Source organism: Nonomuraea sp. NPDC049637 (assembly GCF_040675235.1).
In the GTDB taxonomy this organism is placed as follows: Bacteria; Actinomycetota; Actinomycetes; order Streptosporangiales; family Streptosporangiaceae; genus Nonomuraea.
On sequence record NZ_JBFAOM010000010.1, the window covers coordinates 25,343 to 44,228 of the forward strand.

An 18,886-nucleotide genomic window follows, 5' to 3' on the forward strand; every position below is an offset into this window, starting at 1 on the left:
TCCGGCTCTTGACCGGGCGCGGGCGCGGGAAGTCCTACTTGGCCAGCAGCGAGCGCAGGACGTACTGCATGATGCCGCCGTGCCGGTAGTAGTCGGCCTCGCCGGGCGTGTCGATGCGGACGACCGCGTCGAACTCGACGTCGCCGGCCTTGACGTGCACGGTGGACGGGATGCCGCCGCCGTTGAGCGCCTCGACGCCGGTGATGTCGAACGTCTCCTCGCCGGTCAGCCCGAGCGAGGCCGCCGTGGCGCCCTCGGGGAACTGCAGCGGGAGCACGCCCATGCCGATCAGGTTGGAGCGGTGGATGCGCTCGTAGGACTCGGCGATCACGGCGCGCACGCCGAGCAGCGCGGTGCCCTTGGCCGCCCAGTCGCGCGAGGAGCCCGAGCCGTACTCCTTGCCCGCCAGCACCACCAGCGGCGTGCCGGCCTCGGCGTAGTTGACCGAGGCGTCGTAGATGAACGACACCGGGCCGTCGGGCTGGGTGAAGTCGCGGGTGTAGCCGCCCTCGGTGCCCGGCGCGATCTGGTTGCGCAGGCGGATGTTGGCGAACGTGCCGCGGATCATCACCTCGTGGTTGCCGCGCCGCGAGCCGTAGGAGTTGAAGTCGCGCACCTCGACGCCGTTGGCCTGGAGGTACTGGGCCGCGGGGGTGCCGACCTTGATCGAGCCGGCCGGGGAGATGTGGTCGGTGGTGACCGAGTCGCCGACCTTGACCAGCACCCGGGCGCCCGAGATGTCGGTCACCGGCTCCGGCTTCTCCGGCATGCCCTCGAAGTAGGGCGCCTTGCGCACGTACGTGGAGGACGGGTCCCACTCGAAGGTGTCGCCGGTCGGGATCGGCAGCGACCGCCAGTGGTCGTCGCCCTTGAACACGTCGGCGTAGTCGCGCTCGAACATGTCGCGGCCGATCGAGGAGTGGACCACCGAGGCGATCTCCTCCGGCGCGGGCCAGACGTCGCGCAGGAACACCGGCTGCCCGTCGGAGCCGAGGCCGAGCGGCTCGTTGTCGAGGTCGATGTCCATCGTGCCGGCCAGCGCGTACGCCACCACGAGCGGCGGCGAGGCCAGGTAGTTCATCTTGACGTCGGGGTTGATGCGACCCTCGAAGTTCCGGTTGCCGGACAGGACCGCGGTGACCGCGAGGTCGTTGGCCTGGATGGCGTCGGAGATCTCGGTGGGCAGCGGGCCCGAGTTGCCGATGCAGGTGGTGCAGCCGTAGCCGACCAGGTTGAAGCCGATCTTGTCGAGGTACGGCTGCAGCCCGGAGCGCTCGAAGTAGCCGGTGACGACCTGCGAACCCGGGGCCAGCGAGGTCTTGACCCACGGCTTGCGGGTCAGGCCCTTCTCGACGGCGTTGCGGGCCAGCAGCGCCGCGCCGAGCATGACGTACGGGTTGGAGGTGTTGGTGCACGAGGTGATCGCGGCGATCGACACGATGCCGTGGTCGATCTCGAACGACGTGCCGTCGGCCAGCGTGACCGGGACCGGCTTGTGCGGCCGGCCGCCGTCGGCGCGGGCGTTGGAGGCGGGCGCGTCGGAGGCCGGGAAGGACTCCTCGCCCTCCTCGTCGACGCCGTCGGCCACGTAGTTCTGGACGTCGCGGCGCCAGGCGTCCTTGGCCGCCGACAGCTCGATGCGGTCCTGAGGACGCTTGGGGCCGGCGATCGACGGGACGACCGTGCCGAGGTCGAGCTCGATGTACTCGGAGAAGACCGGCTCGGGGCCCTGCGGGTCGAGCCAGAGGCCCTGGGCCTTGGCGTACGCCTCGACCAGCGCGACCTGCTCCTCGGAGCGGCCGGTCAGGCGCAGGTATTCGACGGTCTGGCCGTCGATCGGGAAGATGGCGCAGGTGGAGCCGAACTCGGGGCTCATGTTGCCGATCGTGGCCCGGTCGGCCAGCGGTACGGAGGAGACGCCCTCGCCGTAGAACTCGACGAACTTGCCGACCACGCCGTGCTTGCGCAGGATCTCGGTGATCGTCAGGACCAGGTCGGTGGCGGTGGCGCCGGCGGGCAGCTTGCCGCTGAGCTTGAAGCCGACCACGCGCGGGATCAGCATGGAGATCGGCTGGCCGAGCATGGCGGCCTCGGCCTCGATGCCGCCGACGCCCCAACCGAGCACGCCGATGCCGTTCTCCATCGTGGTGTGGGAGTCGGTGCCGACGCAGGTGTCGGGGTAGGCCTTGCCGTCGCGGATCATGACGACGCGGGCCAGGTGCTCGATGTTGACCTGGTGGACGATGCCGGTGCCGGGCGGCACGACCTTGAACTCGTCGAAGGCCGTCTGGCCCCAGCGCAGGAACTGGTAGCGCTCGCGGTTGCGCTCGTACTCGCGCTCGACGTTGCGCTGGAAGGCGTCGGGGTGGCCGAAGTAGTCGACGATGACGGAGTGGTCGATGACCATCTCGGCGGGCGCCAGCGGGTTGATCCTGGCGGCGTCGCCGCCCAGGTCGCGCACGGCCTCGCGCATGGTGGCCAGGTCGACCACGCAGGGGACGCCGGTGAAGTCCTGCATGATGACGCGGGCCGGGGTGAACTGGATCTCCACGCTGGGCGTCGCGGCCGGGTCCCAGCCGCCGAGCGCCCGGATGTGGTCGGCGGTGATGTTGGCGCCGTCCTCGGTGCGGAGGAGGTTCTCCAGCAGGATCTTCAGGCTGTACGGGAGGCGTGCGGCGCCCTCGACGGCGTCAAGCCGGAAAATCTCGTACGACGCGTCGCCGACGCGTAGCGTGTCACGGCTGCCGAAGCTGTTCGCGGACACGGTGATTCGCCTCCTCCATCAGACAATTGCTCAGTTGAATCCTGCCGCACCCACGGAACGACACGTACGTTAGGTGAACCTAACCTGCGGGGCTCGCGGCGGATGTCTCGACGTCAAGATATTACTACGGTATCTCGACATCAAGTTAAAGCGGGGCGAGCCGCCAGAAGAGCAGGCCGATGATGGCGACGGAGAGGATCGGCGCGAGGATCTTCTGCTCGAACTTCTTGCCGGTCTTGATGCCGATCTTCCACGGCAGCACGAACTTGGCGCCGAGCGGCCACAGCACCGGGCAGCCCCGTTCCGTCATGCAGTCGCCGACGACGTGGATCAGGCAGCCGACCCCCACGGCCAGCCCGAGCCAGGCGTAGCCGACGTTCAGCGAGAGGAACACGGCGTAGAGCCCGGCCGTCATGCCGATGTTGATCATGATCGACCCGGCCTTGTTGCCCGGGATGCCGATGCCGATCGCCCGCAGGGCCAGCCCGATCATCAGCACGACCGTGATGTCACGGGCGATCGGATAGGAGTTGACCAGCCAGTGGACGCCGAACCCGAGCGCCGCCGCGAAGGCCAGCGAGTGCGTCATGCCGCGGTGGCCGCCGCTGATCCAGGACACGAACTTGCTGAGCAGCCAGGTGACCGGGCCGAAGGTCTGGGCGATGGTCGCGCTGGGATGGTCGAGGTCGGGCAGCATGGCCGCCCCCGCGCAGACCAGGGCGCCGGCGATCAGCTCGGCCGGGCCGAGCGCGCCGGCCATGATGCCGGTCTCGATGAACCGGGAGCTCTCGTTCAGCAGCGGCAGTGCGGCGAGCGGCGGCGCCAGCGCCAGCCACGCGATCGCCCCGGTCATCGCGTGCGTGTGCCCCATCATGATCGGGACTGTATTGCAAAGAGCCGCTTTACGCGGAGATCCCGGCCGCCAGGTTCTGCTGACGCTGGAACGGTCCGCCCGAAAACACCCGCAAACGCAGACGAGGTCGTCTCCGCGGCGACAGCACCCCCCAGCCCTGCCGACGCGGAACGACCTCGTCTGCTCTGTTCAACGGCGGACATCCCAAGACTGTTCCCCAATTCCGCAACTTTTTCGTGATCTGGCTCACTCTGCGCCCTGCCTTGCCAACGAAACAGTAGCGATATATCTTTGACGCATCGAGAACAGATCGCGATATAGGGAGTAAGAACATGACTTACGCACACGCAGCGGGCGACCAGTGGTTCGGCCCTCGGGAGAACCTGCGCGCGGCCCGCGAGAAGCTGAGGGCCATCGCCGACGCCTTCGAGCAGATGGGCGGCCATCACCACCATCACCGGGGCGGCGGCGGGCCGGGCGAGCGCCGGCAACGCGGCCGGCGCGGCGGGCCGGGCGGACCGTTCCCGTTCGACTTCGGCCGCGGCGGCCCCTTCGGCCAGGGCGGGCCCTGGGGCGGGCACCACGGCTGGGGCGGCGGCCGGGGCCGTAAGGCCAAGCGGGGCGACGTCCGCGCCGCGATCCTGGCCCTGCTGGCCGAGGAGCCGCGCAACGGCTACCAGATCATCCAGGAGATCGCCGAGCGCAGCGAGGGCGGCTGGAAGCCCAGCCCCGGCGCCGTCTACCCGGCGTTGCAGCAGCTCACCGACGAGGGCCTGGTGATCGCCGAGGAGAACGAGGGCCGCAAGACCTTCCGCCTCACCGACGAGGGCCGCGCCTACATCGACGCGCACACCGACGAGGTCCGCGCCCCCTGGGACGAGATGCGTCCGGACATCGACGACAACACCGCCGATCTCTGGCACATCGCCCGACAGTCGGCATTCGCCATGATGCAGGTTCTCCAGACCGGAAACGACGCACAAATCCGCGAAGCGCGTAAGACTCTGGTTGAGACCCGGCGCAAGCTCTACCAGATCCTGGCCGACGGCGAACCGGGCGAGGAGTAACCAGGTGACCGGCTCCGCAGCGACAGGCCGGTTCGGGGAGAGCGAGGAACCAGACATGGACCACAACGATCTCCGCATCGGCGACGCCGAGCGCGAGCAGACGATGGCGGCCCTGCGCGAGCACTTCGCCCAGGGCCGCCTGACCCACGAAGAGCTCGACGAACGCCTCGACCGGGCGCTGGCCGCCAAGACGGTCCGCGACCTGTCCCAGGTGACGGCCGACCTGCCCGGCTCGTCCCCCTCCTACGCCCACCCTCAGCAGATGCCCCAGTTCGACCGGGACGCCTGGCGCCAGGCGATGAGGGCGCACCGCCACCAGATGCAGACCATGCGCCACGCGCAGGCCGGCCGTCCGTGGCACGACCATTCCCGCCGTCACTGGCGCGGCCACCGCGGTCCCGCCCCGCTGCTGCCCTTCCTGATCGTCTTCGGGGTGCTGGGGCTGGTCTTCGGGTTCGGCCTCTTCAAGATCCTGCTGGCGGTCTTCCTGGTGGCCACCGTGTTCAACCTGGTGCACCGCCGCTTTCACTACCGCGGGTGACCTTCGCGTCCCTTCGTGACGTTGGGCCTTGACCAGAATCAACTGACATTTCATGATCTGGCGGGCGGATCTGACCGAACGAAGGGGCGTCGTATGACCGAGCCGGGTTCCGTGGCGGCCCTCACGAATCCGTTCGCCGCGGTGGGCGGCGCCGACGCACTCGTCCTGGACGCGCCCGGCTACCTGGCGGCCTTCGAGCGCGACCACGCGGGCTGCGTCGTCCCGCTGTGGAAGCTGGAGCGCGCCCAGAGCTTCTACGAGCCGGACGTGGCGAGCTGGCGGGCCATGATGGACGGCGACTGGGCCGGCTCGCTCTCGCTGGCCGAGCAGATGGCGCCGCTGGTGGCCGGCTACTTCCGCCACCGGATGCCGGTGCGCCGGGTGCGCGTGGTGGAGTTCCCCGTCAGCGCGTATCTGCAATGGGAGATGCACCTGCTGGACATGCGGGCCAGGGCGGGCTCCCCCTGCCGGGTGGTGCCCGCGGCGCGCGTGGCCGCCCTCGAACCGGTGCCCGAGCTGGTGATCTTCTCCCCCGACCTGATGTACGAGGTCCTCTACGACGAGCACGGCGGCGGCCGCGGCGGCCGCCGCATCACCGATCCCGGCGTGATCGGCCCCTGCCTGCGGGCGGTCCGGCAGCTGTTCGCCGAGGGCGAGGACGTGCGCGACTTCCACCGGCGGGAGATCGTGCCGCTGCCGCCGCCGTCGGTCACCGACGAGATGCGGGCCGCGGTGCCCCCGTACGCCCACCGGACGGAGGAGTTCCGGGTCTGAGCGCGCCCGGGATTCCGGCCCGCGGCTGGAACGGGCCACGACGCATCTACTGACACTTTGGTTTACCCGGACATCAAGGGAATTTCGCAAATTTCGTGACACGGGGGTTGCGGTCCTACCAGAATGCGGTGCGATCCAGCGTCCATCGCAACTGGAGGAAGCCCCCATGCGCAGACCCCTAGGGGTACTCGCCGGCCTGGTGAGCCTGGCTGCACTCGGCACGCCGACCCCGGCGCACGCCGCGACGGCAGCCGCGGCCGGCGGCGAGGCCGCCGGCCGCTGCCGGGTCACCGTGGCCACGCCTCGCGTCAACGACACCGCTCAGATCGTCTCCTCCGCCGCCCGTCAGGGCTGCCGTACGGACGCGCTGCTGCGCGTGCGGCTCAAGCGCGCCGTCCCGGGCGCCGACCCCGTCGTCAAGAGCGGCGCCACCCGGTCCGGCAGCGTCGCGCTCACCCTCCCCTGCGCGCCCGGCGTCTACTACGCGGTCGCCACCGACCACCGGGGCCGCGGCGCCACGTCCAGGGCGGTCCGGCTGACCTGCGCCCCGGCCCCGACGCCCACGGCGCCCCCCAAGCCCACCCCGACGGGCGCCCCGACGGCCACCGGCACCCCGGCTCCCCAGCCGACCGCGACCGGCCCCGCCGGCACGGTGGGCACCGCCGAGGAGAACGAGGTCCTGCGCCTGGTCAACGCCGAGCGCGCCAAGGGCGGCTGCCGCCCGCTCAAGCACGACGCCCAGCTGCGCGCCGCGGCGTACGGCCACTCCGCCGACATGGCCGCCAAGGGCTACTTCGACCACACCTCGCAGGACGGCCGCAGCTTCATGGACCGCATCAGGGCGGCCGGCTTCGCCGGCGGGACCGCCTTCGCCGAGAACATCGCCAAGGGCCAGGCCACCCCGGCCGCCGTGATGAACTCCTGGATGAACAGCTCGGGCCACCGGGCCAACATCATGAACTGCCGGTACACGGTGATCGGCGTGGGCGCGGCCAGGAAGGGCCAGGGCCCCGTCCACTGGACGCAGGACTTCGCGGCCAGGTAGCCCTCGGCGGGTGCCCCGCGCCGCGCGGGGCACCCACGGGTCAGACGCGGGTCAGACGCGGGTCAGCAGGACGTTCCCGTCGCCGGCCTTCCTGACCACGATGACCGCGTACAGCCCGGTCACCTTCGGATCGCTGATGGTCAGGCGTTCCATCTTGTTCGGGCCGCCGCTCGCGGACTTGCGGGCGGCGGAACGCGGCAGGCCCCACACGGCGGGGTCGGGCGCCATCACGAACAGGTCGACGTCCTGCCCGTTGCGCGGCACGACCGTGAGCGTGGCGGGCACGCCCTTCTCGATCCACGTCGTGCGCACCTCGGCCAGCCGGCCGGCGGCGATGGGGAACTCCTGCGGCGTCCCGGCCTCCAGGTTGCCCGCGGGCGCCTCGGTCACCTCCATCGCGTACTCCTCGTAGTCGGCGTCGGAGCTGACCGAGTTGACGAACCAGTTGCGGGTGGCGGGGCTGGGCTGCACGGCGACGAAGTCCGCGCTGGTGGCGGTCCAGTCGGCGCTCCTGACGGCGTCGCCGCCGGCGTTGGGCGTCGTGGCCAGGTCCACGTCCGCGCCGTCCGGTCCGGTGACGGCGGCGATCACGTGCCACCTGTCCGGGGTGGTCATGAAGGCGGTCTGGAGCGGGACGTTGGCGGGCCGGCGCACCGGGGTCCGGTCGGTCAGGTTCTCCACGAAGTCGGCGCTGATGGCGTTCTGGAACATCGCCCCTTCGGTCAGGTCGTAGTGCTGGGCGCCGAACGCGGTCAGGAAGTGGGCGAGGTCCTGGGCGGCCAGCTTCCTGAAATGGGCCACGACGCCCTCAGGACCGATGCCGCCGATGTCCCAGTACTTCTCGTCGCGCGTCCCGGAGTCGGCCAGGTCGAGGAGCACGCCGGCGACGCGGCCCTCGGTCTTGACCGCCTCCGCGCCGGTCGGCCAGCCCTCGCTGAACCAGCGCGGGCTCTCCAGGTCGATCGCCGACGTGGGCCACCGGTAGTGCGTGTCGTCGTAGGTCTGGACGGCGATCCAGTCGGCCCAGCCTTCCTTCCACGCGCAGACCGGGCTGATCATCGGCCTCTTCATGTAGTGCTCTCCGCACCCGCCGGCGACCGACGGCATGGCGCCGTAGGTGTAGTCCATGATGAAGTGCCCCAGCTCGTGGGGGACGGTCATCTTCTCCAGGTGCTCCGAGGCGTCCAGGTTGATCTGGAACCGGTCCAGGCATTCCTTCCCGTTGCCGCCCCAGCAGTAGTACGACGTGTGCAGGACCTTGTCCGGCCGCCAGATCAGCATCACGGACTGGCAGTTCGCCTCGCCCGGCTTCCAGCAGTCGTCGGCCGGGTCGTTCAGCCAGCCGGTGTAGGCCTTCCACGTGTCGTAGGCGGCCGAGTGCAGGCGGAACGCCCCCTCCATCGGGTCGCCGGCCGCGCTGCGGTAGTCGATGACGGTGGCCGACGTGCCGGGAGGGACGTCCTGAGTGACCGGACCGGCGTCGGTGTAGACGTCGCCGGACTTCTCCGAGAAGCGCACGGACCAGTAATTGCTGATCGGGCTGACCTCGATGTTGACGTCCTGGCCCGTGCCGTCCTCCTCGGTGCCCGGGAAGCACAGCTGGTAGCCGCCGGTGGCGTCGGTCTCGGCCCAGCCGAGGCTTTGCCGGCCGTTCGTGTCGGTGTCGAACGCGTCCACCTCGGCCATGGGCACGCCGCCGATGGTTCCGTCCGTCCTGAGGTAGGTGACGCGCCCCTGCACGCACGTGTCGAAGGCCGCCACCGCCCTCGCGGTCCTGTCCGTACGGCGCCCGCGGCCCTCGCGCGGCATGCCGAACACCGACGACCGCTCGCCCACGGTGACGTAGGCGAGCCCGTCGGACGAGGGCCCCGGACGCCCGTCGCGGGCCTGGACGCGTACGGAGGCGGGCCCGGGCCTGACCGCCGTGACGACGCCCTCGTACCGGACCGTCCGGCCCGCGCGGGCCCGCCAGGTCCGGGTCGCCCGGTCCACCGGGCTGCGGCCGATCGTCGCGGCGGCGCGGTCGAGCCCGGCGGGCGGGGTCGCCCACTTCAGGGTGTCCGGCAGCTCGATGATCGTGGTCGCGTCGGATATGTCCTGCTTCGGGGTCACCTCGACGGTGAGCTTCGCGCTCTGCCCCACGGCGGGGGCACGGTCGAGCGAGACATTGACGGTGAAACAGTCCCCCGGGACGCAGGACGGCTGTCCCGGGGCGGCGGCCTGGGCCGGGGCCGTGGTGAGTCCCACGGCCGCCAGCAGCCCCGCCAAGGTGGTCGCCATCAGTCGGCGTGACATCGGCATGTCTCCTGATCAGCCCGCGCAGGCCACGGGCGAGTCGAAGTGGCCAGGTGAGGTGGGATAGGGCGAACCGCTGTCGCCCGAGGCCGGGACGGCCACCTCCCGCGACCCCGACGGGTCGCCCGCGCTGCGGCCCGCACCCGCGCCCCAGGCCACCTTGGCCAGGAAGTCGAGCATCGCCGGGGAGTGCTGGCGGACGATGTTGTGTCCGCCGTTGGCCGGGCCGCAGTGGGTGTAGAGGTTGAAGCCGCCGTTCCAGTCGATCATCTTGTCGCCGGGGTTGGGCCCGTTGGCCGTGCGGTCGCCCTGCAGGACGTCGCGGTCCGCGCCGCCGTACTGCCAGTCCACGCCCTGGTGGTGCTGGTCGTCGGCGGTGGCGGCGTTGTCCTTGTCGGTCATGCGGAACCACGCGCACGGATCCACCACCGTGGTCAGCTCGCCTTCCGGCATCTTGCCGGGGGCGCACGAGCCGGGGTAGGAGCCGCGCGGGTTGTAGTCGAGCAGGTCCGCGCCGGCCCCGCCGAAGACGTGGTCGACGAAGCGGTCGCCGGCGCCGCGGGCGGCCGGGTCGAACACGCCGCCCGACAGGCAGTCCGCGGTGGCCGCGTCCAGGGCCGGGTCGCAGCCCTTTCCACCCCACAGCAGGTCGTCGCCGTCGCCGCCGAACACCTCGTCGCCGCCGCTGTCGCCGTTGACCAGGTCGTCGCCGGCGCCGCCGTGCATGCTGTCGCGTCCGGGGCCGCCGCGCATGCGGTCCGCGCCGCCCTTGGCGAAGCCGTCGTGCGGCATGGCGGCGGCCGTCCAGGTGTCGCCGTCGGTGTCGTGCAGCAGGTCGGTGCGGCGGTCGTAGGTGCCGGCCTGGAAGCCCTTGTAGGTCTCCTTCGGCGGGGCGTTGAGGCTGACGGTGAAGCCGAGCCGCTGGGCGTCGGAGGCGTCGATGCGCTCGTTCAGCACGCCGCCGCGGTCGCCGAGCATGGCGTCCTCGCCCGCGCCGCCGGACAGGTCGTCGTCGCCCAGCTCGCCGAACAGGTCGTCGTCGCCCTGGCCGCCGTGCAGGGTGTCGTCGCCGTCCTGGCCCCACAGCGCGTCGTCGCCGTCGTCGCCGTACAGGTGGTCGGCGCCGTAGGAGCCGGCAGGCTCGCAGGTGGCCTGGGCCTGGGTGCAGAACCGGGTCGAGTCGCCCGGCAGGGCCGGGTCGTGGCTGCGTACGCGGGTCGCGTCCGCGGGCGCCTGGCCCGCCGGGTAACGCTCGGTGTAGACCTTCTCGGCATTGCCCGTCACGGTGCGGACGAGCGAGCCGTTGTCACCGAGCAGGACGTCGGCGCCGCCGTTGCCCTCGATCGCGTCGGCCGCGTCGGGGGCGGCCTGCTTGGCCGAGCCGCCGATCAGGTCGTCCTGACCAGGGGCGCCGTCGCCCTCCAGGTCGGCGGGGCCACTGGCGTCGCCCCTCCAGCCGGGGTCGGCGAGCGGTTGCGTGGTGGTGTGGGCGGACTCGGCCGTCAGCGGCAGGTCGCCGCGGATCTGGTCCTTGCCGTCACCGCCCTCGGCGTAGTCGCCGTGGCCGCCGCCGGACATCTGGTCGTCGCCGCCCTGCCCCCACAGCACGTCCACCCCTGCCCCACCCGATATGCGATCCCCACCCGAGCCGTCGCTCAGGAGGGTGACCGCGCGCGGGGTCATCGGGGCGCCCGCCGAGCCGATGCGGACGGTGGCCCTGGCCGGGGTGCCGGTCAGCGTCACCACGGCGTTGTCACCGGCCACGACGTCGTCGCCGGGGCCGCCGTGGAGCGCGTCGGCGGCGTCGTCGATCGTGGTGTGGCTGCCGCCGACCAGGTCGTCGTCGCCCTGGTCGCCCTCGACCCAGTCCACGCCCGCGCCGCCCTCGGCGTAGTCGTCGCCCTCCTGGCCGCGCAGCCGGTCGGGGCCGCCCTGGCCGAAGATCGCGTCGTTGCCCGCGCCGCCGTCGGCCACGTCCGGGCCGGAGCCGCCCGCGAGCAGCTTCACCTGGTGCGCGGCCGTCTGCCCCGTCCGCACGGCGACCGAGGTCGCCGACGGGCCTTCCGCGGCCGACGTGTCTTCCTTGGCCGACGGGCTTTCCGTCGCGGATGTGCCCTCCTTGGCCGACGGGCTTTCCGTCGCCGACGGGCCTTCCGTGGTTGACGGGCTCTCCGTGGTTGACGGGCCTTCCTTGGCTGACGTGCCTGCCTTGGTGGAGGTCAGGGTGGCGTTGTCGGCGGCGATCACGTCCGGGCCGTCGCCGCCCAGCAGCGTGTCGCCGCCGTCCGGGTACGCGCCCGAAGCGCCGCCCACCAGTTCGTCCTCGCCCGCCTCGCCGTACACCTCGTCGCCGCCGACGCCGCCCTCCAGGTGGTCGTCGCCCGCGTCGCCGTGCACCTCGTCGGCGCCGATCCCGCCGTGCGCCCGGTCGGCGCCGTCGCCGCCGTGGATCACGTCCGGGCCGCCGGCCTCCTCCGGGGTGCCGTCGAGGTCGAACGGGCCGTCGGCGTCGCCGTTGTCGCCGATCAGCTGGTCCGCCCCGGCGTCGCCGTACAGGAAGTCGCCCTTGTCGTCCTTGCCCGCCGTACGGGTGCCGCCGATGACCAGGTCGTCGCCGTCGCCGCCGAACGCGCGGTCCTGCCCGGACTCGCCCACGACGGTGTCGTCGTGCGCGCCGCCGTACAGGGTGTCGTCGCCGGAGCCGCCGGTCACCTCGTCGGCGCCGTCGTCGCCGAGCGCCGTGTCGTCGCCCGAGCCGCCCGAGACCCGGTCGTCGCCCGAGCCGCCGGACAGGCGGTCGTCGCCGCGTTCGCCGCAGACCACGTCCTGGCCGCCGCCGGCCTCGACCCGGTCGGCGCCGCCGCCGGCCGACACGGTCTCCTTGCCCGCGCCGCCGATGATCAGGTCCCGGCCGTCGGCGGCGCCGTCGTGCTCCTCGCACGGCTCGTCCCGCCGGCGGTCGCCGAAGACGGTCGCGCCGCCGTCGCCGCCGACGACGTGGTCGTTCCCGTCGCCGCCGGACAGCTCCTTGGCCGAGGGCTGGACGCCCGCGGGCAGCGGCAGGTGACGCACCTGCCTGGCCGGGCCGAAGTCGTCGCGGCCCTGGGCCTCGCCGACGTCGGACGGCTCGGCGATCACCCAGTCGTCGCCGGGGCCGCCGGAGATGTCGTCCTTGCCGTGGCCGCCCGCGAGCACGTCGTCCCCGCCACCGCCGATGATCTGCACGGCCTCGCCGGGGGCCGAGTGGCCGGCGACCAGGTCCACGCCCTGACCGCCGTACACCTTGTCGGCGCCCGCGCCGGTGTCGACGTAGTTCGGCCCGGAGTCGGCGGGTCCCGCCTCGTCGCGGCCGATCTTCTCGCGCGGCCCGGTGTAGATCTCGTCGGCCGCCGAGCCGCCGGTCAGGGTGTCGGCGCCGGGGCCGCCGACCAGCAGGCTCGGCTGCGCGCGGAACCGCGGCGAGGGGTCGGTGGCGGCCAGCGGACTGTCGGAGGCGACGGCGATGGTGTCGTTCCCGCCGTTGCCGTACAGCCGGTTCGCGCCGAGACCGGCCGCGATGCGGTCGCCGCCGTCGGCCGGGCCGTCGTCCGGCGCGCCGGGCAGGTCGTCGCCGGTCCAGTCGGCCACATCGACGTCGCCGACCTTGCGGGTGGCGGGGGTCAGGCGGCCGTCGCCGGCCACCCAGCCGCCCGCGCCGCCCATGGTGACGTAGTCGTCGCCGGGGCCGCCGGCCACGATCGCGGCGGGCCCGTCGTACTGGTCGCCGCTGGTGATCTGGTCGTCGCCCTTGCCGCCGTCGATCACGTTGCGGCCGGCGCCGGCCAGGATCAGGTCGTCGCCTTCGCCGCCGAAGGCCACCACCGTCCGGTCGAACGGGTGAGCTCCGGCGGTGTCGTCGCCGTACCCCTGGAAGACCAGCCGCAGCGCGCCCTTCGCGCCCCGGCCGTCGGCCAGCACCCGCGTCAGGCCGGACGCGCGGTGCTCCTCGCGCACGCCCAGCGCGCTGACCACGAAGCCCTCGTCGCCGGGGAGCTGGCTGACGGTCCACTGCTCGGCGTCGTCGCCCGGCTTGGCGGTGCTGCCGCCTCTGGCCTTGCGCATCGCGCCGACGTGCAGCACCAGGGCGTCGCCCGCCTCGGTCGCGAGCTTCGGCGGGTCCTCGTCGCACTTGGGCCGGACGGAGAAGTCGAGCAGCTTGGCCTCGACGATGGTCCAGTCGAACCGCTTCTTGAAGATCGAGATGCCCACCTCGACCCACGCCTTCAGGTAGACCTTCAGCTCACCGTCCAGGGAGAACAGGCACAGCGGGTTGCGCAGCAGGACGTCGGCGAACTCGAAGAACCTGAACTTGCCGTCGTTGGTGGGGTCGAGCCAGTTCATGGCGACGGTGAGGAAGATGCCGCCGCTCACGCCCGCCTTGACCAGCACCACGTCGACCGCCGCGCCCGCCTCCAGCCGCCCGGTCAGGGAGATCGCCGGCAGCGGTCTGCCCTGGTCGTCGGTGGTCTTCAGGTAAAGGCTGTCGAGGACCTGGAGGTCGACCTTGCCCTGCTCGATCGCCTTGCGGATGCCGTAGGTGTCGAAGCCCGCCCTGATCTGGGCCTCGACCCCGGCCGTGCCGGAGATGACCACCATGATCGGCGGCGGCGACCAGACCGGGCCGAAGGACTGGCTGTAGGAGAAGCCGAGGCGCAGCGGCCCGGAGTCGAACGCGACCAGCTCCACGTCCTTGCCCATCAGCAGGCTGAAGATCGACCGTCCGGCGTTCTGCAGCACGGGGAAGCTGAAGCCCGCCTTCGCGGAGTGCTCCATCGGCCCCTGCGCGTCGGCGGCGGCGGTCCTGCCCTTCCCGCACGACCTGGCGCCCTGGTCGAGCGCGGCGAACAGGTCGTCCGTGGCGGGCGCCACGTCCTTGATCAGCGAGTCGGCGACGTCGGGCGAGTTCTCGGTGTTCAGCGCGCGGTCACCGGCCACGGTGAAGCTGCCGATCGGGATGCGCAGCTCTCCCTGGCAGTCGGGCAGCGACGTGACCAGCCTGCCGACCTCGATCATCCGCTCGATGAACTTGGTCGTGCCGCCGCCCGCGACCGTGTTGTACTTCTTGGCGATCGTCATCAGGTTCACCTCGCCGCCGCCCGCGGCCCTGCTCAGGTCCGACAGCACGGGGATGGGCGCGTAGAGCTGGTCGATCACCGGTTTGACCGGGTCGGTGACCTTCTTGACCTGGGTCACCACCGGGCCGAGCACGCTCCGGAAGAAGTCGCCGGCCTCCAGGTTCACGTTGTTGAAGGCGATGTTCAGGTTCGCCGGATCGGGCGAGCCGCCCTTGGTGAGGTCCCAGTCCAGGTCGAAGTCGCCGTACAGGCCGGGGAACATGGCCGAGCCGGCCGTCACCTTGAAGCGCCAGTCCACGGCGACCTTGGCGTTCAGCGACGTCTCCACCAGGCTGCCGGCGTCGGCGAGCTGGTCCAGGCCGATCCGGCCGACCGGCTTGAAGCCGATGGTGAAGGCGCCCGCGAACAGGTCGGGGGCGTTCTGCTCGCGGTTCTTGAGCGTGACGTCGAGGATCGCCAGCCTGGCGTTGATCTCGTCGGGCAGCGAGACGTTCACGCCGACGGTCGCCCGCGGCCGGTTGGCCTCGCCGGCGTCGACGTAGAAGCCGCTGGTCCGGTCCAGGCCCACCATGACCTCGGCGTGCCAGCCGAGCTCGGCCCGTACGCCCTTGCCCTTGCCCTGCTTCAGCGCGAGGCCGGGCACGCCGACGTCGAGCGGCCGCTCCACGCCCAGGCAGTCCTTGACGCAGCCCTGTTCGGGATCGACGTCGCCCTTGCCGACGCTGACCTTGAACGCGATGCCGGTCAGCTCGGTGCCCTTGGCCGCGTCGCAGGCCTCGGGCTTGGCGGGGTCGGGGACGGGCGCCTGCACGCAGGTGATCACCGGCTGCACGCCCGGCCCGACCTTGGGCGCGAGCTCGTCGTTGTACCACTTGCGCAGGTCGCCGCCGGTGGGCACCTTGCCGCCGTTCGGCAGCTTGGCCAGGGCGGCCTTGATCTCCTGGCGCTTGGCGCCGACGAAGTCGGCCCCCTGCTGGAGGTCGGCGCCGACCATGGGCAGCCGGCCCTTGCCGGAGGCCATGCGCATGCCGGTCTCCAGGGCGGTGAGGTAGCGGTCGATGCCGTCGCCCAGGTTGGTCCAGTCCAGCTCCAGGCCGGGAGGCAGGGTCGAGAAGTCGAAGGAGGGCAGCTCCAGCCGGTTCACGTCGCCGGGCAGCTTCTTCGTCAGGTCGAACATCTCGGCCAGCGGGGCGGACCTGGGCAGCCGCAGCACGAGCGCGTGCTTCCCGTCCGCGGTGAGCGGCGCGCCGTTGAGGTAGGCGGGCAGGACGGCGCACAGCGCCAGGTCGGTGTCGTCGCGGTGCGGGTCGCGGTCGCAGGCGACCGGCTCGCTCGTCTCGTTCAGCGCCAGGTCGAGCCCGGAGAAGAACGCGGCGGGGGTCACCGCGTCCTGGGCCTCGCCGCCGTAGCGCAGGGTCATGCCGTAACCGAGCCTGGCCTGCAGCGGGTCGTCGCCCTCCTTGCCGAGCGCCAGCGGCAGCGGGCCGACGTCGGCCTGGACGGTGCCGTCGAGCTGCGCCTTCGCCTGGAGGTCGAGGCCGGAGTCGGTCTCGACGAGCAGGTCGCGGGCCGGGTCGAAGCCGCGCTTGAGCGCCACGCGCAGGCCGAGGCGCACCTCGCCCTCGACGGCGGCGTCCAGCGTGGCCGAGCCCTTGGCGGCGACCAGGCTGCTGTCGCCGAAGGCGAAGCGCAGCGGCTCCTGCACGGCCGCCTTCTTGTCGTAGGCCAGCGACAGCCGCAGGGCGCCGTCCTCGTAGCCGATGCGCACCTGGCCGCCCAGCGCCTTGTTCAGCTCGGCGACCAGCGCCTGGACGGTGTCCGGCGGCGCGGCGGTCAGGCGGTCGATCGCGTCCCGCAGCGGCGAGCGCAGCGCGTAGGCGGCGCCCGCCTCGGGCACGGCCTGGCCGAACTTCTCGGCGAAGGACAACGTGTGCTCGCCGCACGCGGTCGCGACGGTCAGCACCCGAGTGCCGACGGCGACGCGGCGGCCGACGTGCGCCTGGGTGAACGTGCGCCTGGGGTCGGTGACGTAGGCGTTCTCGTTGCCGCAGGCGCCGTCGCCGTAGACGACGCCGGGGCCCGAGCCCGTCTCCTCCGCGGCCACCAGGTCGGACAGCGAGCGGCCGAGCAGCGGCAGCTTCGCCGTCATCGCCTCGTTGACCGGCCCGGCGCCCTTGACGCCGTCGAGGTACGTGGCCACCGCGCCCAGGGACTTGATCAGCGCGCCGAACAGCGCCTGCGGGTTGTCGGGGTCGAAGGCGAAGTCCTTGACCTTCCCGATCTGGTCGAAGCCGCGGAAATCGACGGTGGCGGGCTTGCCGAGGTCCGGCATCTCCACCTCGCCGGTGACCTTCCCGCCGAAGAAGTCGGCCAGGCCCGGCACGCCCAGCGTGAGCCGGGCCTTGGCCACCGCGTCCACCTGGGAGGTCAGGACGTCGCCCGGCTTGCTGGCCAGCCGCTCGAACAGCCGGGTCAGCGGCACGTCGCCGAGGTCCTTGAGCCCGACCTTGACCAGCTCGCCGCCGTTCCTGCTGCCCATGGTGAGGTCGCCGGTGATCTGGACGCCCAGGTAGCCGGCGACGGCGTTGACGTTGACCGAGGAGAGCACCGACACGCGGGCGCCGAACAGGTCGCGGCCGGTCCGCAACATGATCCGGTCGGCGGCCCTGGGCAGCTCGTTCACCACGGTGGCGCTGCCGTCGGCGTTGACGTGCTTGTACGGGCACGCCTTCTGCTGCCCGTCCGGCCGCTGCGCGCACCCCTGGCCCGTCACCGGGTCGCTCAGGTCGAGCACGACCGTGGCCGAGGCGTGGTAGCCGCGCATGACGCCCGCCACCGCGGCGGTCGCGTTGGCGCGGTCGAGCCCGGCGGCGGCCTTGAAGGTGTCGCCGAAGGCGATCTGCCCGATCATGGGGTCGTTCGCGGAGATCCGGTACGGCGCGCCCGCGGCGGGCACGCCCCCGCGCCAGCCCTCCTCGGCGAGGGTGACGGTGTCGGCGGTGTTGCCGGCCACGATGCCGCTGGACGTCCCGGCGGTGACCGTGCGCCCGGCGAACTGCCCCGGCGTCCACTTCTGCCCGGCGTGCCGCAGCGTCTTGGCCTCGTACGTGACGCCCGCGCCCGTCCCGCTGACGGTCTGCCCCACGGGGTTGAGCGGCTCGGGGGCCTGGTTGACGGTCCGGTCCACGACGACGGTGAAGGCGATCTTCTTGGCGGCGTCGTCGTAGCCGGCGTCGGCCACCTTGATGATCGCGCCGCCGGGCAGGCCGCGGGCCTTGCCCAGCGCGGCGAACAGGTCCTGGATCGAGGTGAAGGTGGGCCGGCCGGTGTTGCGGTCCACGCTGGCGGCGGCGAAGGCGTGGATCGCCTCCGACACCTGCACGGCGTCGGCCAGCGAGCCGCGCATGAACGGCAGGTCGAGGTCGCCCTGCCCGTCCCAGCGGGCGCGCTGGGCGGCGGTGACGGCGTTGGCCAGGTGGGTCAGGCCGTCGAGCAGGTCCTTGGGCGTGAGCGTCTGGAAGCGGCCGAGCCGGTCCAGGTCGGCCTGGGTCACGCTGACGGCCGGCCCGCCGGTGGCCAGGTCGGGCCAGCTCGCGTCGATGGTCGCGGCGGCCCCCTCGACCTGGGCGCCGGCGAACGGCTGCGCGGTGACCTGCAGCCTGGCCGCGGCCGAGCCCTTGCGGGCGAAGCTGAACAGGCTTTCCGAGCCCAGTTCCGAGGTGTCCAGCCTGCCGTTGCCGTCCGGGTCGGCGGCGGTGGCGGCGAACTCGGCGTCGACGGAGAGCGTCGAGGCCGCCGAGAGGTCGACGCCGAGGATGCCGAAGGCGGCGGTGGGCCTGGCCCCGGCGGCGAGCCTGCCCTCGGCCCGCACGGTCATGGCGGCGTCCTTGGCCAGCCAGGCGGACTTCGTGGCCGGGTCGTAGGCGAAGGGCAGCTTGGCGGTGAGCTTCAGCGTGACGTCCACGCCGCCCGAGGTGGTCAGCGAGACCTTGGGCTGGGCGCTGCTGACGGAGATCGGGCGGCCGGCCGCCGTCCTGGTGACCTCCAGGGTCAGGTCGAGCCGCCTGATCCCGTTCTGCGTGCTCGCCTTGGCCAGGAGCTTTCCCGCGCGGGGGCCGGACAGCTCGTACTCGTCCTGGAGGTCGTCCAGGGTGGTGAGGCCCTTGAGCTTGTCGTGGACGGCCACCTGGAACAGGTCGTTCAGGCCCAGGGCGTCCTCGCCGCCGGGCACCAGGCCGACGAACGGCAGTTGCTCGCCCATCGGGCCGAGCGTGGCCAGGCCGCCGCTCGCGACCGTGAACCGTTCGACCGCGGACAGCAGCGCCGCGGTCTCGGCGTCCGGTGCCGCGGACGCGACGGCCGGTGGCGGCACGGCCGCGACCAGACCCACTAACAACGCCAATGCGCAGACCACGCGCGACAATCGCCGGCTT

General features: G+C 72.3%; 8 protein-coding genes. 4 read left to right on the plus strand and 4 right to left on the minus strand.

The window, feature by feature from the left end; all coding sequences use genetic code 11:
• Window positions 1-34 precede the first annotated feature (34 nt).
• Both acnA and AB0J71_RS16065 read right to left on the minus strand, forming a co-directional pair.
• Complete coding sequence (gene acnA / locus AB0J71_RS16060; RefSeq protein ID WP_364414679.1) at window positions 35-2,764, minus strand: aconitate hydratase AcnA; 2,730 nt, start codon at window positions 2,762-2,764, stop codon at window positions 35-37.
• Window positions 2,765-2,909: 145 nt separating this feature from the next.
• Entirely contained in the window at window positions 2,910-3,638 is a 729-nt protein-coding gene (locus tag AB0J71_RS16065; protein ID WP_358284688.1) for a metal-dependent hydrolase, read from the minus strand.
• 311 nt (window positions 3,639-3,949) lie between these two features.
• On the opposite strand from AB0J71_RS16065, the gene AB0J71_RS16070 reads away from it, so the two are divergent.
• The 4 genes from AB0J71_RS16070 to AB0J71_RS16085 all read left to right on the plus strand — a co-directional run bounded on the left by AB0J71_RS16070 (window position 3,950) and on the right by AB0J71_RS16085 (window position 7,044).
• The gene (locus AB0J71_RS16070; RefSeq protein WP_352327355.1) at window positions 3,950-4,684 is read left to right on the plus strand and encodes a PadR family transcriptional regulator; all 735 of its coding nucleotides are present in this window, start codon (window positions 3,950-3,952) and stop codon (window positions 4,682-4,684) included.
• A gap of 55 nt (window positions 4,685-4,739) precedes the next feature.
• Window positions 4,740-5,225: a DUF1707 domain-containing protein gene (locus AB0J71_RS16075; protein WP_364414681.1), complete on the plus strand. Its 486-nt coding sequence runs from the start codon at window positions 4,740-4,742 to the stop codon at window positions 5,223-5,225.
• A 93-nt stretch (window positions 5,226-5,318) separates the two neighbouring features.
• Window positions 5,319-5,999, plus strand: a complete 681-nt coding sequence (locus AB0J71_RS16080) for a DUF6879 family protein (RefSeq protein ID WP_352327353.1) — start codon at window positions 5,319-5,321, stop codon at window positions 5,997-5,999.
• Window positions 6,000-6,165: 166 nt separating this feature from the next.
• Window positions 6,166-7,044, plus strand: a complete 879-nt coding sequence (locus AB0J71_RS16085) for a CAP domain-containing protein (RefSeq protein ID WP_364414683.1) — start codon at window positions 6,166-6,168, stop codon at window positions 7,042-7,044.
• Window positions 7,045-7,095: 51 nt separating this feature from the next.
• Here AB0J71_RS16085 and AB0J71_RS16090 read toward each other — a convergent pair whose 3' ends face one another.
• Both AB0J71_RS16090 and AB0J71_RS16095 read right to left on the minus strand, forming a co-directional pair.
• The gene (locus tag AB0J71_RS16090; RefSeq protein ID WP_364414685.1) at window positions 7,096-9,339 is read right to left on the minus strand and encodes a hypothetical protein; all 2,244 of its coding nucleotides are present in this window, start codon (window positions 9,337-9,339) and stop codon (window positions 7,096-7,098) included.
• 15 nt (window positions 9,340-9,354) lie between these two features.
• Window positions 9,355-18,855 (minus strand): calcium-binding protein, encoded by a 9,501-nt coding sequence (locus AB0J71_RS16095; protein WP_364414687.1) that lies wholly within the window; start codon window positions 18,853-18,855, stop codon window positions 9,355-9,357.
• Between the last annotated feature and the right edge of the window lie 31 nt (window positions 18,856-18,886).

Bases quoted from the DNA above. Each gene is read 5' to 3' on its own strand.
- AB0J71_RS16090 (WP_364414685.1), bottom strand. From the start codon at position 9,339: ATGTCACGCCGACTGATGGCGACCACCTTGGCGGGGCTGCTGGCGGCC.
- AB0J71_RS16070 (WP_352327355.1), top strand. From the start codon at position 3,950: ATGACTTACGCACACGCAGCGGGCGACCAGTGGTTCGGCCCTCGGGAG.
- AB0J71_RS16065 (WP_358284688.1), bottom strand. From the start codon at position 3,638: ATGATGGGGCACACGCACGCGATGACCGGGGCGATCGCGTGGCTGGCG.
- AB0J71_RS16075 (WP_364414681.1), top strand. From the start codon at position 4,740: ATGGACCACAACGATCTCCGCATCGGCGACGCCGAGCGCGAGCAGACG.
- AB0J71_RS16080 (WP_352327353.1), top strand. From the start codon at position 5,319: ATGACCGAGCCGGGTTCCGTGGCGGCCCTCACGAATCCGTTCGCCGCG.
- AB0J71_RS16085 (WP_364414683.1), top strand. From the start codon at position 6,166: ATGCGCAGACCCCTAGGGGTACTCGCCGGCCTGGTGAGCCTGGCTGCA.